A 16312-nucleotide genomic window follows, 5' to 3' on the forward strand; every position below is an offset into this window, starting at 1 on the left:
CGCGCCTACACGTGGCGCGAAATTAGCACGCGTCGAAACCACGCCTGACGGGCTGACGCAGCCGGATGCAGAGAACTGATGACTTGGCTGCAGCTAACTGAACAATTCGAGCGACGTGTACACGATGCCTGGGAATACGCCGAGGATGACCAGCGCGATCGACTGGAGCCCCATGAACGGGATGGCGCCCTTGTGGATGTCGGCGGTGCGCACTTCTGGCGGTGCCACGCTTTGGAGGTAGAACAGCGAAAAACCCACCGGCGGCGAGATGAACGCCATGTTCAGGTTCACCGCCATCATCACGGCGAACCAGATCTTCTCGTCTTGGGTGAAGCCCAGAATTTCCATGGCCGGAACGAAGATGGGCACCACGATGAACGTGATCTCGAGGAATTCCAGATTGATGCCCAGCAGGAACACGGCGATCATCGCGACGATGACGAAGCCCAGCTTGCCGCCGCCGATGGAGGTCAGCCATTCGGAGGTCTGATCGGAGCCGCCGAGCTGGAAGAACATGGCACTGAAGAAGGTGGAGCTGAACAGCAGCGTCATGACCAGCACCACCACGCTGGCGGTGGACTTGCCCGCCTGCATTGCAGCCGAACGGCTGAGCCGCCACTGGGGCGTGATGTGGGTGGCGCCCTCGCGCATGAGCAGGCGGTCGAAGAGCCAGTTCAAGCCCGTGAGGGCAAGTGCTCCGAACACGCCGACAGCGCCCGACTCCGACGGCGTGGCGATCCCTTGGAAGATCGACACGAGCACACCCAGGATGAGCACCACGATCGGCACGATCGCGATGAGCACCTCGCACGCCAGCATGCGGGTGAACGCCATGATCGCGAAGCTCACGACCAGCACCAGCACTGCGACGATCAGGGCCGTGCGCAGGTCCCTCAGCAGCATCACGCACCCGACCATGAAGCCCAGCAGCGCAGCGATCAGCAGCTTGGTCTGGATCGACGGGTTGCCTTCCAGCTTGCGTTCCTCGACTGGCATGGCCGGGCCCATGTTGGGCTTCCACCACGACACGGCCAGCACGTAGGCCACGTACAGGCCGCTGAGCATCAGGCCGGGCAGCAGCGCGCCGGCGAACAGGCCCAGGATGCCCACGCCCATCTGCTGTGCCAGCAGGATCAGCACGATGCTGGGCGGCAGCAGCTGCGCGAGCGTTCCTGAGGCGGTGATGGCACCCGTCGAGAGCTTGTTGTCGTAGCCGAGCCGCACCATCGCCGGCAGCGACAGCAGGCCCATCACGATGACAGTCGCGGCCACGACGCCGGTCGCAGCGGCCAGCAACGTGCCCACCAGCACCACCGCAGCGGCCACTCCGCCGCGCAGCGCGCCCATCAGCATGCCGACGGCGTTCAGCAGCCGCTCTGCCATGCCGGATCGCTCCAGGATGGCGCCCATCAGCACGAACAGCGGCACCGCCAGCAGCACCGGGTCGCTGATGTTCACGAACCAGCGCGCCGGCAGCGTGTTCAGCGTGGCGGTGTTGAACGAGCCGGTGATATCGCCGATGAATGCGAACGCCAAAGCCGTCGCGGCGAACGAGAAGGCGACGTTGTAGCCGGTGAGGATCATCGCCATGAAGACGATGAACATCGTCAGCGCCAAAAAGACGCCCGTGTCCATGCCGAATATGGCCAGAAGATCGGTCATGGAGCGGCTATTCGACCCGAAGCGGCGACTCGTGCTCGACCAAGTCGCCCTTCTCGTCGTCGCCGATCATCACGAAGCCGGTCTTGATCATCTCCGCAAGGATCTGCAGGCCGAACAGGATGAACGCGATGAGAATCATCACCTTGATCGGCCCCACCGGGAGGCTGCCCGCGTCGACGCCCTGCTCCCAGCTCTCCCAGACGCGCCAGCTGCTCGGCCACTCGCCGTTGTGCCGGCGGCCCAGTGAGGTGGCCGCGTAGCCCCGGAGGATCCGGATGGCCATGATGATGAACGGCAGCAGCAGGGCCGAGTGAATGATGAAATCGAGCCAGGCCTTGCGCTTGGCGCTGAAGTTGGCCCACCAGAAGTCGATGCGCGGGTTCACGCCGTCGCGCACGCCGAAGTTGATGGCGAGCAGGAACATGAGCGCGAACGACTGCCACGCCAGGCTGGTGGTCTCGCCGAAGAGGATGTCGGTCTCGACGAGGTCGTTGCCGTAGCGGGTGATCACGTTGAACAGCTGGAGCAGGAAGACCACCCACGCCAGGATCCACGCCGCGGTCAGGCTGAACGTGGCGATCGACTCCACGCCGCGGCGGAGGCGATCCAGCCCGTCGTGCCAGAGGCCCATTGCGAGCGCGCCCGCGAGCACCAGCCAGTTCCACCACACCAGGTTGCCGATCCAGTACTCGGTGTCCCAGAGCAGCCGGGCGATGATTCCGAAGAGGATCGTGGCACCCGCCAGCCAGCCGATCGGATGCAGGCGCGCCCACCATGGCAGCTCCATCGCCACCGCTGGTGCTTGGGGAGCGGGCGTGGCAGTGTCGGTCACGTCGCCCCCTTCCCCTCTGACTCGCCGGTACCGCTCGAATGCGGAAACAGGCGATCCAACATCCTGCCACCTAGCTTGTCGCCGTGGCGAACATCGGACCCGAGCCCAATAGCGCGAACTCTCATTCCGCCAATCCCACGCGTCCGGGCGTGATGCCGCCGGCGCTCTTCGTTCTGGAGAGGGGTGCTGTGCGCGCGACCGAGCTGACGCGCGGACCGTGGGCGCATCAGGTGATGCATGGCGGTGCCATTGGCGGTTTGCTGGGCTGGGCGGTCGAGCGCGAGCAGCAGCGCCTCGGCATCTCGCAGGTATGCAGCCGGTTGACGGTGGAGATCCTCTCGGGCATGCCGATGGCGACCTATGAGATCACTGCGACCACCACCAAGGGCGGCAAGCGGACGGCGCTCGTTGACGCCGAAGTGCGAGAGGCGCCCGGCGGCGGGGGAAGCGGGCGCTTGGTGGCGCGGGCAACCTCGCAATGGCTGACCCCCACTGCGCCGCCGGGCGACGAACCTACCGGTGACGGGCAGTCGCTGCCGCCGATCCCGGCCGAGCGCGCCGACCCAGGAGCCAATCCCGACATCGACTACCCGCGTCCCGGTTTCAACGCCGATGCCGTGGATTTTCGCTTCGTCGGGGGCTCGACGGAGGAGCCGGGCCCCGGCCGCACGTGGCTGCGGTTGGACCATCCGTTCATGGCTGGCGAGGAGACGTCACCGCTGGTGCGGGTTGCGACCTTGGCCGATCTCGGCGCGGCTGTGGGGTGGGACTTCTCGCCGTCCGGCGGTGCCTACATCAACACCGACGTAACGCTGCAGCTGCTGCGCGTGCCAGCGGGAAAGTGGTTCTACTTCGACGCGGCCACGGTGGTGGCACCCCAGGGGCTGGCGGGAACGCACACGGCTATCTGCGATCGGCACGGCCTGCTCGGCTGGGTGTTGCAGAGCCAGGTCGAGGCCCCCGCCGAGATCGGCTTCCCAGGCGGCATGGCCGCTGCACGTGTCGCCGGTCGCTGACCGCGACCGGCGACGTTGTAGCTGTTCTAGAAGGCGCCGGTTCCGATCAGCGCCAACATCACAAATGTCATGGGCACATTGTGACTGAGCAAAGACGCGTTGTGATCGCGGGCACGAGAGGAATCAGATCGCCGGTTACCCGGCGACTTCGGCCAGCAGGTCGTCGATGACGTGCGCCATCTGGCTGTAGTCGGGCCGCTTCATTACGAAGGCGTCGGCGCCGAGATCGTATGCCCTGGCACGGTCCTCGGCCGCTTCCTCGGTCGTCAGCGCGACCATCATCACCTTGTCGAACTCGGTGGCACCCCGGATCTCGGCGAGCAGGTCGAAACCGCTCACCACCGGCAGCTTCAGGTCGAACAGCACAAGATCGACTTCGGAGGAACCCACCGTGCGCAGGAACGAGAGTGCATTGGCACCGTCGTGCGCCACACGTACCTGGTTGCGCGTGCCGGCCTCGGCCAAAGCCAAGGTGAGCACGTCGACGTCATGGGAGTTCTCCTCGGCTAGCAGCACGTGGACGGTGTCGTCAGGGGCGTGCAGCACCGGAGGCTCGAAGCCGCCCACGCGGTCAACGGCTTGCGACTCGGCAGTGATGTGCTCGACCGGCACGCCGAAGCGCCGTTGCAGTCGGTGCGGCAGGTCCAGGTGGAGCCAGCGGCTCGCGCCCGCGGGCAACGTGCTCAGGATGATCAGATCGGGATTCAGCCGGTCGATCGCGAGGTTGACCGCTACGACAGGATGCGCGGGCCCGACTTCGCCGGTGACCCTGGCGCCGATGTCATCGAGTGAGTCGAAGGCTTGGCTGAGCCGGCGGCGCGCACCCGCAAGCGCCCGCGCAGGATCGGGCCCATTCGCGCCGGTCGCGGGAACGACGATGTGAAAGCGGGTCTCGGGGTCGACCGCCAAGATGTGCTCGACCCGTTCGTGCAGATGGCTTCCGACGAGGGTCTGGTTGGCCACGATCAAGACGTGTCGCATGCCGGCACCTCCTCTGTGGGCGGTCTGTGCAAGCGAACTTAGACGCGACCTTATGACGCTTCGCGCACGGCACCCGCGTCGATCAGCCCGATGATCTCATCATCGGACAGGCCCAGCGCGCGCGATCGGGTCGGTGCGAACTGGTCCCTGAACGTTCAGCGGCTTCTTGAGTCCCGCTATCTCAATGCGTTCTCGTTCGTATGCCTCGCCCTCGGTCAGGTCAGTCGCAACGATGACTAGTTCGTACTCGACGCCTTGAGCGACCAGTTCGCTGATACGCGCTGAGCCACCCTTCAAGCGCTCGTCGCCGGATGTGTGTTCGGCTTCGCGGGCCCATGCCGATCGCTGGGTGATGCCTGCGTACTGCTGGCCGTTGTCGAAGTCGAACCTATACACAGTCCAGCGTCGACTCGGTGGTTGCGGAGTGTCAGTGCACCGTTCCAGCGCTCGGTAGTCGATTTCGCGCTGCCGCATTTCGTCGAACAGCGGTCTCAAGTCGTGAAGGTGGGTGCCGCGGCTACGTCGGCTCCAGTATCTCTTGCGAGCGCTCGTGTACAGTCGCCAGAGCCTCGCTGCCTCGGTGCAGGCCTCGCAGGGTTCCTCGTCACGCTTCAGATGGCGCTGGAACGCCGCATAGGTCCCGCACGGCCGGAGCTTCCTACCGCCAACATCGACTCGGGAACGTTCGCCCCCATCCGATAGCGAGTAACCCCTCGTGGTCATCGGCTCGCTCCCTAGAGCCTGCGCCTGCGCTGCTCGCCGTGGCCACAGTCACGACAACCGCCGAGCCATCGCCCGCCACGATCGCGCCGACGCCGGTACTTCGCACTGCTCTGGCGCCGCTGACCGTACCGGAATCGTGAGCAAGTGTCGGAGGTGGGTCCGTCGAGATGGTCTCCCAACTCTGAGGCCAATCGGTGATGCTGCGCAGCTCGAAAATCAGCATCGAGATGGCTGGCGAAGCTGCTAGAAGCCGGCATTGGCAGTGTCGTGAAGGGGTCGCATTGTGTCCATTGACCAAGCTGGCCGCGACGCTCTTGGCGCGTGGGATCAAGTCCTCGTGGAGGCGAGGGAAATTCGGAACAAGCAGGACGCTCGCCTAGCGAATGCGCAGCGGCAATCCCAGCTGATCGTCGCTGGCTTTCTTGCGATGACGGCGATCTTCGTGACCGCCGTTTCCGTTGCTGTCGCGTCCCGGCCGGAAACCGCCGACACATCGGCCGTAGTGGGCGGTCGAGCACTCATCGTCGCTGCTGGCTTCGCGGCAGTCGCACTCGTCAATGGGGCCACGTGGATCAACACCCACACGGTGGCGAGACACTGGAGAGAAGTGGCCGACTTCGACCAGTTGACGAGCTTCCCAGGACGCGTGGACGGACTGCCTCGGTTGCGGCGCCACCTCGTGATCACCTTCTTGGAGCACTTCAACTTCAACGAGGACATCGTGCGGCGAGCCCAGCGCCTAGTCGGTGCCCAAGCAGTTCTCACGCTCCTGTTCGTCTATATGGTGCCTTTCGTGTGGGTGTTACTGTGACCGCGATGGACTCGACGAAGGCACGCGACAGCCGTTCGACGCCCTTTCCGAGTGTCGATGTCAGCCGCGGACTGATATTCGACTTCGGATTGCCGTCCTTGTGGCGGCGTGTGCTGGCGTGGCTCCAGCGCGCTCGGCATCCGGGGCGCGTCTGAGTCTGGCCTCCGGCTGCAGTCAGTCCGACTCGCTTACAGGTGTGTCCAGAACAGTGCGATTGGCGACCAAGTCGTCGATCTCGTCATCGGACAGTCCGGCGGCGGCGAGAACCTCACGGGTGTCGGCGCCCAGCTTGGGCGCGGGGCCGCGCGGGCCGACGTCTGCGTCGGCGAATCGCATCGGGATGCCGACGCTGCGATAGGGGCCGATGTCGGCGCTGTCCAGCGTGGGAAACATGCCGAGTGCCTCGGCCTGTGCGTCGTCGACCACCTCATGCAGACCCAGCACCGGTCCCCAGATCATTCCCTCGGCATCGAAGATCTCGCCCCACTCGTCGCGGGTCCGGTGTGCCAGCGCCTCGTCGATACCGGCCACGATCTCAGGCATGTGGGCGAACCGGCCGCGGATGTCGGCAAAGCGCTCGTCTTCCAGCCAGTCGAGCCGCTCGATGATCCGGCACAGCAACGGCCAGGCGCTTTCTTGGGGCATGTTGAGCACCACCCACTTGCCGTCGCCGCAGGGATACCGGTTCGCCGTCGGCACGATCATGTTCTCGCGGGCCCGCTGGCGTAGCGGCGCCCTGTCGACGGCGGTGATGGCGTAGTCGGACGCCTGGGTCCACACCGCCGTCTCGTACAGCGACGTCTCGACGACTTGCGCCTCGCCGGTGCGTTCGGCCAGCCGCAGCGCGGCGAGCACGGCGCCCACCAGCGCCAGGCCCGTGGTGTGGTCGCCCTGGGCGGGGCGCGCCATCGGCACTGCCCCGTCGGTTCCTTCCCGCATGGCGTCGTAGATGCCCGAGCGGCCGAAGAATGCCGTCACGTCATAGCCGGGACGCCATGCCTCGGGACCGGACGTGCCGTAGCCGGTCAGCGTGGCGTGCACGATGCGCGGGTTGACCGCCGTCACCGTGGCCTGGTCGAGGCCGAATCGCTGCTGGCGGTGAATGAGCAGGTTGCACATGAACACGTCTGCGCCGGCGATGAGCTGGTGGACCACCTGCTGGCCCTGTGGCGAGCCCAGATCCACAGCGATCGAGCGCTTGCCGCGGTTGTCCACGTCGAACTGGAAGTCGTAGTCCTTGATCTCCGGCGGCAGCTTCGCCGGACGGCTGTAACCCCGCATCGGGTCGCCGTCGAGCGGTTCCACCTTGATGACATCGGCACCGAGGTCGGCCAGGATCGCGCCAGCCGAGGGGGTGGCCATCCAGCTGTCCACCTCGATCACCTTCACATCGTCCAACGGTGCCGCCATCGGACCTCCAAGCCAGCGTCGAGTCCGGGCCGCGAGATTACGCTGCCGGGCCATGGAACTTGCTAGAAGAGTCGCAGTCGTCACCGGTGGTGCGAGCGGAATCGGGGAGGCGCTGGTCGAGCGCTTCCATGCTGAGGGGGCGCGGGCTCTGGTGGTCGTCGACCGCGACGAGGTCGGCGCGCAGGCGGTGGCTGAGCGGGTGGGCGGCACTGCCGTCGGGCTCGACGTCACCGACGAGAAGGCCATCAAGACGGTGGTCGCCGACACCGTCGCAGCCCATGGTGCGCTCGACGTGTTCGTCTCCAACGCCGGCTATGTGACCCAGGGCGGGCTTGAGGCTTCGAACGACGAAATCCAGCGCATGTGGGAAGTACACGTGATGTCCCACGTGTATGCGGCACGCGCAGCTGTGCCGGTCATGGTCGAACGTGGCGGCGGCTATTTGCTGAACACGGCCTCGGCGGCAGGCCTGCTGACCCAGCTCGGCTCGATGCAGTACGCCGTCACCAAGGCCGCCGCGGTGTCGCTGGGCGAATTCCTCGCCATCACCTATGGCGACAAGGGCATCGTGGTGTCGATGCTGTGCCCGCAGGCGGTGGAGACCAACATCCTGGCCAACAGCCCCGACCGCACTGGCAATGGCGACCAGGAGCGCGGCACACCCGGCGCCGCCGCAGGCGACGGCATCCTGCCGGTCTCGCAACTGGCCGACACCGTCATCGAGGCAATGGCCGAGGAACGCTTCCTGGTGCTGCCCCATCCCGAGGTGCAGACCTACCGCGAACGCAAGGCATCCGACATCGACCGCTGGCTGTCGGGCATGCGCCGCTTCCAGTCGCGGCTGTTCGCCGACTCCGACATCACCCCCGCGGACTGGCTGCTCAGCTAGCGCCGCCGGGCCGGATTTCCGCCTGCTCGGCACGCACACGGGCGCGTCTCAGCCGAGGCGACGAGCCACGAGGCGTGCCTCGTGACGTTGGCCGAACCAACCCTCGTCGAAGCTGATCGGCTCGAGTCCGCTGCACAGCACGGGCAGCTCGCCGCGCTCGACGAGGAAGGGGCGGCCGGGGCGGGCGTTGTGCAGCAGGTTGTCGACTGTGGCGATCAGCACAAGTGCGATGCCGCCGGGCACGAGCAGCGTTCCGAGAGCGCCCAGCAACGGCCGATGCAGGAAGTTGGTGCACACCGCTGCATGCCATCCGCCCTCGCCACTGAGTTCGTCGAGGGTCGGCAGCGGATCGGACTCCAGATCTGCCTGCACCGTGCGCAGTCGCAGGCCCCGCTCGTCTGCGGTGTCGCGGGCGATCTGCAGCGCCCGCCCCGAGGCGTCGACAAGCGTCGTGTGGATGCCCTGTTGGGCCAGCCAGAGCGCCGTGCCCCCCGCGCCGCCTGCGAGATCCACCGCCGTCGGGCAGCCGCCGAGCAGCTCAGCGCACCCGGTCACGAACTCCGAGGGCGCTCCCGGCTCCTGCCAATCGGCATATTTCGCGTCCCAACGCTCGCCGGCAGTCACGCGCCTGCGGCCCGATGCAGGAACAGTCTCACGGCCGCAGATTGTGGCATGGGCCCACGCGTTGACCACTGGCGGCTAACCGGTGCGAAGATGAGGCCGTGGCGAACCCTTCACTCGGCGCAGACGGCGCCCGGTTCCTGGCGGATGTGGTACTGACCTGCGACGAGGTCTTCGCCGTGTTCGACCGGGGCGCCGTCGACGTGGGGGCCGACGGGCGGATTGCCTGGGTAGGCGCCGCAGCGGAAGCGCCCGCGACGGATGCACCGGTGATCAGCCTGGGCGGGCTGCTGATGCCGGGGCTCGTGAATGCTCACGCGCACACGCCGATGACCCTGGTGCGAGGCGCGGGCGACGGGTTGCCGCTGATGGCGTGGCTCACCGAGGTGATGTGGCCGCGTGAGGGTCGCCTCAGCCCCTCCGATGTGTGGTGGGGGATGACGCTCGGCTCGGTCGAGATGCTGCGCTCGGGCGTGACCACCACGTGCGAGATGTATGCCTTCGAGCACGAGGTGATCGATGCGGGCCGCCAGGCCGGCATCCGGCAGGTCATGTGTCCGGGCGTGCTGTCGGTGGCGCACCTCGACGACAGCGGCGGTGTTGCTGAACGCGTTGCCGAGATCGCCCAGGTGCACGACGAGCACAACGACCCATTGGGCCGCGTCACCATCGGCTTCGCACCGCACTCGGCGTACGACCTCGGCGTGGGCCCCTGCGCGGAGATCGCCGCTGCTGCCCGCGAGCGCGACGCCCTGCTGCACATTCACGTCGCGGAGACCGCCGACGAGGGCGACGCGCTGGCCGACAAGCACGGCGGCGCCAGCGTGCCGCGGCTCCTCGCTGATGCCGGCGCTCTTGAGGGCAGGGTGCTGGCTGCGCACAGCGTCTGGCTCGACGATGCCGACCTCGACATCTACGCATCGACGGATGTGGCAGTGGCGCACTGCCCGGTCAGCAACATGAAGCTGGGCTCGGGCGTGGCGCGGGTGCCCGAGATGATCGAGCGCGGCATCACGGTCGCGCTGGCGACCGACGGTCCCGCCTCCAACGACGACCTCGACCTGTGGGAGGAGATCAAGATTTCCTCGCTCCTGGCCCGGGTGACCGCGCTCGACCCCACCCTGATGAGCGCGCAGCAGGTGATCTCGATGGCCACTCGCAGTGGCGGCGAGGCGCTCGGCTTGGATGTCGGCGTGCTGGCACCGGGCCGCTGGGCCGACATGATCCGGCTGGACATCGACGATGTTGCATTCGTCCCGGTCACCTCGCCGCAGGAGCTGATCGCCCATGTGGCATGGTCCGGCGGCAGCCGCCACGTCACCGATGTGTGGGTGGGCGGCGAGCGGGTCGTCGCGGGTCGGGTCTGCCTCACCGTCGACGAGGCACGGGCCCGCTATGAGGTGCAGCATCGAGCGCAACGGCTGGCGCAGGAATCGGGGACGTGAGCGAGATGAGCGAAGCGAGCGAGACCGACAAGACCGGCGAAACCGGCAGCGCAGGCCCCGAACCTCCACCGGTGGGCATCATCGCGGGCACAGGCTTCTACGCGCTGCCGGGACTGAGCGAAGCCGAGCACCATGAGGTGCAGACCGACTGGGGCGCCGCTCACGCCATGACCGGGCGCTGGCATGGCCGGCGCATCGTGTTCGTGCCCCGCCATGGCGGCGACCACTCGATCCCGCCCTCGGCGATCAACTACCGGGCGAACATCGCCGCCATGGGCGACCTGGGTGCCACGGCCATCCTGGCGGTGAGCGTTGTCGGCTCGATGGTGCCCGAGCGGGGCACGGGCTCGTTCCTGCTGCTCGACGACTACCTGGAGTTCACGACGGGTCGCGCCGCCACCTTCTTCGACCAGCCCGGTCAGGTGGTCCACACCGACATGACGACTCCCTACGACCCGAAGCTGCGCGCCGTGCTGGCGGTGGCGGCCGATGCCGAGCACATCGACATCGCACAGCGGGCGACGTACGTCTGCACGGACGGCCCCCGCTTCGAGACGCCGGCCGAGATCCGCATGTACGCACAGATGGGCGGCAGCGTCGTCGGCATGACCGGCTACCCCGAGGTGGCACTGGCCCGCGAGGCCGCCATTCCCTACGCAGGAATAGCTGTCGTGGCGAACATGGCAGCAGGCATGTTCGACGGCGAGATCTCCCACGAAGAGGTGTCCGCGGCGCTCGAAGCCACCAAAGCGCCGCTCTTCGCGCTGCTCGGCCGCGCGGTGTCGATGATCTGACGCCCGCCCGGTCTCGGTCTGCCATCCGCTACCAGCAGATTGGCGAGACATAGAGTCCGGCATGATGCCTGCATTGACGTCGTTTGCATTGGCCAGCGGGCTGCGCCGAAATTTCCGCGAAGGCACTCGCGCACATGCGGGGCGGCTGATGCGCACCAGTTCGAGACTGCTCCGGCGACTGCGCGGCGGCGCGCTGATGCTTGCAGTTCTCGCGCTGTTCGCTGCCGTGCTGACGCCCGCGGCGTCGGCGCAGAGCCGGTCTGTGGGCACCGTGGTCATCGCCAACGGCTGGAGTTCTGCCGATTCGGCCGTCGCGTCGGCCCTCGCGGCCCTCGAAAGCGACAGCCTGTCCGATGCGGTGGTGCTGTATGCGAACTCGAGAGAGCTCACGACCCGTACAGCCAGCTTCATCCGAGACCGCCAGCCGTCTGCGGTGATCCTGGTCGGTGGCACGGCTGCGCTGTCGACCGCAGTGCAAGACGAGGTGTTCGCACTGGTCGGCGGTGCCGCACTCAGGCGGATCGAGGGCGCCGATCGCTTCGACACGGCCGCGAAGGCAGTGCCGTCGAGCGCAACCACGTTCATTGTGGCGAACGGCTACAGCGCTGCCGACACGGGCGTCGCGGCTGCCGTGGCGGCGACAAGGTCCAACGCAGCAGTGCTGCTGGCCAACACAGACAGCCTGACCGAGCCGACCGAACGCGTCATCCGTGAACAGCAGCCCTCGCGAGTCGAATTCGTCGGAGGCACGGCGGTGCTCGCAGCATCGCTCGTCGATCGTGTCCGAGAGCTCGCTCCGTCGGTGCAAAGCGTGCCTCGCCACAGCGGCGCGTCCCGCACCGATACCGCTGCAGCGGCCGCGCCCAACACCTCCACCACGCTGGTGATCGCGAACGGGTGGAGTCCCCCAGACATGGGAATTGCCGCCGCCTACGCGGCCATCACCAGCGGCGCCGCGGTGCTGTACTCCCAGACGAGCACGTTGACTGCGCCCACCGAGCGACGCATCCAGGCACTGCGGCCGCGTGCGATCGTGCTCGTCGGCGGGAGCGCGGCGCTCGACACCAGCCTGCACACCCGCCTGCGCGCCCTCGCCCCGACAGCGGCGCTCCACAGAATCAGTGGCTCGGACCGCATCGACACTGCGGTGCGCGCCGCGACCGGCACGCTGACGGCCATCGGCACCGATCCGCCGGCCGCGCCGACGTCGCTCACGGCGACCGCCAGAAACGCCGGTCTGGCGGTGTCGTGGAGAGCACCCACCAGCACCGTCGGTGCCGCAGTCTCCGGCTACGTGGTGGAGTACCGCGCGTGCACGGCCGCGCCGAGTACCTGCACTTCCAGCCCGAGCTGGGGCAGCTGGACTGCACATGCCCATGCGGGCACCGGCACCAGCACCACCATCACCGGCCTCGCCAACGGCACCGCGTACCAAGTGCGGGTGGGGGCGCGCAACATATTCGGGCTCGGCTCATGGTCTCAGATCGTGTCTGCCGTACCCGAAGTACAGACAGGGAAGCCCTCGGTGCCGACCAGCTTGAGGGTGGAAGCAGCGAACGAGCAGCTGAAGGTGACGTGGGGGCCGTCGTCTCCCCCGCGGGGGGGCGCCGTCGAAGGCTACGACATCCAGTACCGGACCTGCGGTGCGAGCCTGACATGTGGCAGTTGGACGCAGCACAGCCACACGGGCACCGGCACCACCACCACGATCTCCAAGCTGAGCAACGGCATCAGGCATGAGGTACGGGTGCGGGCCCGCAGCAGCGGGAGCGAGAGCGAATGGTCGCAGACTGCGTCTGCAACACCTGAGCAGCTGCCGAGCTTCGAGCGTGCCCCCGCCTTGACGCCGGGCGACCGGCAGATCCTCGTGCAATGGAACGAACCCGCATTCTCCGGTTCGGCCATCAGCGACTACGACGTGCAGTACCGGGCCTGCACGGCGACGCCGAAGGACTGCTCTGACAGCGAGACCGAGGCCTGGGGCAGCTGGAGGGCACGCGGTCATTCGGGCACCGGCAAGATCACCACGATCACGGGGTTGACCAACGGCACTGCGTACGAAGTGCAGGTGCGGGCCAGGAACTCCAACGGCTTGGGGCCGTGGTCGACGGCTGGGGAGGCGATACCGGTCTCGGTGCCGGCGAGGCCGAACACCCCGACCGTGGAGGCGGGCAATGCGCAGCTGGTGGTGACGTGGATCGCTCCGTTCGACAACGGTCTTGCAATCACCGGTTATGACGTCGAGCACTGCACTGGCACCTGTGCCAGCAACTCAGACGACTGGAGGGACGTCCCAGCTCACTCGGGCACAGCTACAAGGCACGAGATCACCGGTCTCGCCAATGGCACGACCTACAAGGTGCGCGTCCGGGCCATAAACGATCTCGGCGGCGCGGGGGCAGGCTTGGGCCCGTGGTCGGGAATCAGGACGGGTACGCCGAGGGCCCTGCCTGACGCCCCCGCCGCGCCGACTCTCACACCTGGTGACCGTCAGATCACCGTTTCGTGGGTTGCGCCAATCGACAACGGCACGACGATCAGTCGCTACGACGTGCAGTTCCGGGCATGCACGGCGACGCCGAGGGACTGCAGCTCGAATCCACGGTGGGGGGGCTGGCAGACGAGAGCCCACACCGACCTCAGCAGCCTTGAGCTGTCGATCACGAGCCTTGCAAATGCCACCAAGTACCAAGTGCGGGTGCGAGCGCGCATTTCCAATGGCGTGGGGCCGTCTTCGCCAGTCGCAGAATCAACGCCACTCGGCAAGCCGGCCAAGCCCGCGACGCCCACGCTGACCCCGGGGAACGCAACGCTGGTGGTGACGTGGAAAGCACCGGCAGACAACGGTGCTGCCATCAGCCGCTACGAGGTCGCGCACTGCGTGAGCACGGCAGATTGCAGCCTCGACGGAGATTGGACGGATCCGCCAATCGCCGTCACGGGAGACCCGCTGCCGACCTCCCACACGATCACCTCATTGAACAATGGCACGACATACAGGGTGCGCGTCCGGGCTACCAACAGCGTGGGTGCCGGCCCGTGGTCTTCGTCTGCGTCAGGCACGCCGTCATTGCGGCCCGACGCTCCTGCAGTGCCGTCTGTGTCGGTGGGCAACCGGCAGATCGGCCTCTTGTGGTCAGCGCCGAGCGGAAACGGGCTGGCGATCACCCAGTACTACGTGGAGTACCGGGCCTGTACCGCGACGCCCAGGGATTGCAGCGGTGCCGAACCGACATGGGGGAACTGGATCGAGCGCAGGTACCCGGCCACCAGCCTCTCTGCGACGATCACCGGGCTGACCAACGGCACCAAGTACGAAGCGCGGGTGCGAGCCCGTAACGCCAATGGTGCAGGACCTTGGTCGCCGGTCGCGTCCGGCGTCCCGCTGGCGGCGCCATCGACACCGACAGGGCTGACCTTGGAGCCCAGCAACACCCAGCTGGTGGTGTCGTGGAGCGAGCCGGCATCGCACGGTGCGGCCATCACCGGCTACGTCGTACAGCACCGCGACTGCACGGCGACACGGAAGGACTGCACGTCCAGCCCGAAGTGGAGTGAGACCTGGACACCGCATTCGGACACCGGCACCGACACCAGCAGGACGATTACCGGTCTCACCAACGACACCGCGTACCAGGTGAGGGTGCGGGCCACGAGCAGCACCGGCGACAGCGGTTGGTCGCAGATCAAATCAGCCATCCCGGCTGCGGTACCCGCTGCTCCGGCTACGCCGGATCTGACTGCCGACAATCGCCAGCTACGTGTCGACTGGGAAGAGCCTGACGATCGTGACTCGACGATTGAGCACTACGAGGTGGCCTACCGGGCCTGCACGGCGACCGACGCCGACACCACGGTCAAAACCTGTGCGACGAATCCGACTTGGGGGAACTGGCGGCTCCACGGCGATGTCGAGGCCAGCCTGTCGAGGATCATCACCGGGCTGACCAATGGCACTGCGTATCAGGTGCGGGTGAGGGCCGAGAACGAGAAGGGCTGGGGGCCGTGGACCGCTACACCGGCGATAGGCACGCCGATAGGTGCACCGGCGGCACCCACCACGCCGATAGTGACCACAGGCGACACCGAGTTGGAGATGAAGTGGATCATCCCGCGATCCAACGGTTCGACCATCGACGGCTATGACGTCCGATACCGGGCCTGCACCGCGACCAACTCCGACACCAAGGTTCTCACCTGCGCCTCGAATCCGACATGGGCCAGCAGTTGGGAGACGCACGCCCATTCGGGCACCGGCACCAGCACGACCATCAGAAGCCTGACCAACGGCACCGCCTACCAGGTGAGGGTGCGCGCCCGTGCCGGCGACCGCGAGAGCCCGTGGTCGCAGCCGGCCATGGGAATGCCGAGAGGCAAGCCCGATGCGCCCACGATGACGTTGGCATCAGGCAACCGGCAGCTGATCGTGACGTGGCCCAAGCCGAATGCCAGGGGGTCGGCGATCACGAGCTTCCAGTTGCGGTACTGCGAGACTGGTGACGCCACCAAGGACTGCACCAGCGACTACGACGATTGGACGACCAGGGCCGGGATCGGTTCGAGTTCGACGAGCTACACGATCTCTGGGCGCACCAACGGCAACTCGCACAGCGTTGAGATGCGCACCATCAGCAGGAGCCATGGCGAGAGCGACTGGACGAGTCCAGAATCCGCGACACCGGGTGGGCCGAATCGGCCCTCGGCACCTCGACTGACGCGTGGCGACACAGAGATCACCGTGACGTGGACGGCACCCGCCGAGAACCACTCGGCTATCTCCTCGTACGACGTGGCGTACTGCAACTACACCGACGACGACGACCGCTGCTCTGCTGTCGGCGGCGACTGGCAGGATCCGGTGCCCCACACAGACCTCGCGAGCTTGAGCGCAACGCTCACCTCCCTGACAAACGGCAAGAGCTACAGGGTTCGAGTCAGGGCTCTGAACGCCCAGGGAAAGGGTGCCTGGTCGTCACCAGCGGCAGCTACGCCCACGTCGGGCTAGCCGCCTGTACCCATCCAGCCACTAACGCTCGGTCGGAGTTCCATGACCGAGTTCGAGGCGTCCCTTGAGGACAACTGCCGAATGAGGGCCAACCGCGCCGAGGGGCGAAGTTGCGCAGTACGC

Annotated in this window: 12 protein-coding genes; 6 read left to right on the forward strand and 6 right to left on the reverse strand. The window is 67.0% G+C overall.

Features of this window, described 5'->3' with window-relative positions; all coding sequences use genetic code 11:
• Positions 1-93: 93 nt before the first annotated feature.
• Both ACOGW9_RS08665 and ACOGW9_RS08670 read right to left on the reverse strand, forming a co-directional pair.
• Positions 94-1662 carry a TRAP transporter large permease gene (locus ACOGW9_RS08665; protein ID WP_419854380.1) on the reverse strand — a complete coding sequence of 523 codons (1569 nt, stop codon included), beginning with the start codon at positions 1660-1662 and terminating at the stop codon, positions 94-96.
• A gap of 7 nt (positions 1663-1669) precedes the next feature.
• Positions 1670-2494 carry a TRAP transporter small permease subunit gene (locus ACOGW9_RS08670; protein ID WP_419854379.1) on the reverse strand — a complete coding sequence of 275 codons (825 nt, stop codon included), beginning with the start codon at positions 2492-2494 and terminating at the stop codon, positions 1670-1672.
• An 83-nt stretch (positions 2495-2577) separates the two neighbouring features.
• On the opposite strand from ACOGW9_RS08670, the gene ACOGW9_RS08675 reads away from it, so the two are divergent.
• Positions 2578-3510, forward strand: coding sequence for a thioesterase family protein (locus tag ACOGW9_RS08675; protein ID WP_419910319.1), 933 nt, complete (start codon positions 2578-2580; stop codon positions 3508-3510).
• A 135-nt stretch (positions 3511-3645) separates the two neighbouring features.
• Here ACOGW9_RS08675 and ACOGW9_RS08680 read toward each other — a convergent pair whose 3' ends face one another.
• Both ACOGW9_RS08680 and ACOGW9_RS08685 read right to left on the reverse strand, forming a co-directional pair.
• Positions 3646-4491, reverse strand: coding sequence for a response regulator (locus tag ACOGW9_RS08680; RefSeq protein WP_419910321.1), 846 nt, complete (start codon positions 4489-4491; stop codon positions 3646-3648).
• A gap of 99 nt (positions 4492-4590) precedes the next feature.
• Positions 4591-4887 carry a hypothetical protein gene (locus tag ACOGW9_RS08685; RefSeq protein WP_419910323.1) on the reverse strand — a complete coding sequence of 99 codons (297 nt, stop codon included), beginning with the start codon at positions 4885-4887 and terminating at the stop codon, positions 4591-4593.
• Positions 4888-5641: 754 nt separating this feature from the next.
• On the opposite strand from ACOGW9_RS08685, the gene ACOGW9_RS08690 reads away from it, so the two are divergent.
• Positions 5642-6025: a hypothetical protein gene (locus ACOGW9_RS08690; RefSeq protein ID WP_419910325.1), complete on the forward strand. Its 384-nt coding sequence runs from the start codon at positions 5642-5644 to the stop codon at positions 6023-6025.
• Positions 6026-6199: 174 nt separating this feature from the next.
• Here the strand turns inward: ACOGW9_RS08690 and ACOGW9_RS08695 are convergent, their stop codons facing one another.
• Entirely contained in the window at positions 6200-7435 is a 1236-nt protein-coding gene (locus ACOGW9_RS08695; RefSeq protein ID WP_419910327.1) for a CaiB/BaiF CoA transferase family protein, read from the reverse strand.
• A 52-nt stretch (positions 7436-7487) separates the two neighbouring features.
• Between ACOGW9_RS08695 and ACOGW9_RS08700 the strand changes: the two genes are divergently transcribed.
• Positions 7488-8324, forward strand: coding sequence for an SDR family oxidoreductase (locus ACOGW9_RS08700; protein WP_419910329.1), 837 nt, complete (start codon positions 7488-7490; stop codon positions 8322-8324).
• A gap of 48 nt (positions 8325-8372) precedes the next feature.
• Here ACOGW9_RS08700 and ACOGW9_RS08705 read toward each other — a convergent pair whose 3' ends face one another.
• The gene (locus tag ACOGW9_RS08705; protein ID WP_419910331.1) at positions 8373-8948 is read right to left on the reverse strand and encodes a class I SAM-dependent methyltransferase; all 576 of its coding nucleotides are present in this window, start codon (positions 8946-8948) and stop codon (positions 8373-8375) included.
• A 98-nt stretch (positions 8949-9046) separates the two neighbouring features.
• On the opposite strand from ACOGW9_RS08705, the gene ACOGW9_RS08710 reads away from it, so the two are divergent.
• The 3 genes from ACOGW9_RS08710 (at position 9047) to ACOGW9_RS08720 (ending at position 16189) form a co-directional block, all read left to right on the forward strand.
• The gene (locus tag ACOGW9_RS08710) at positions 9047-10390 is read left to right on the forward strand and encodes an amidohydrolase family protein (RefSeq protein ID WP_419910333.1); all 1344 of its coding nucleotides are present in this window, start codon (positions 9047-9049) and stop codon (positions 10388-10390) included.
• Positions 10391-10395: 5 nt separating this feature from the next.
• Positions 10396-11184 carry an S-methyl-5'-thioinosine phosphorylase gene (locus ACOGW9_RS08715; RefSeq protein WP_419856416.1) on the forward strand — a complete coding sequence of 263 codons (789 nt, stop codon included), beginning with the start codon at positions 10396-10398 and terminating at the stop codon, positions 11182-11184.
• A 64-nt stretch (positions 11185-11248) separates the two neighbouring features.
• Positions 11249-16189 (forward strand): fibronectin type III domain-containing protein, encoded by a 4941-nt coding sequence (locus ACOGW9_RS08720; RefSeq protein WP_419910335.1) that lies wholly within the window; start codon positions 11249-11251, stop codon positions 16187-16189.
• The last annotated feature ends 123 nt before the right edge of the window (positions 16190-16312 follow it).

Origin of the sequence: Candidatus Poriferisodalis sp., assembly GCF_965203655.1 — a bacterium.
GTDB lineage: Bacteria > Actinomycetota > Acidimicrobiia > Acidimicrobiales > Poriferisodalaceae > Poriferisodalis.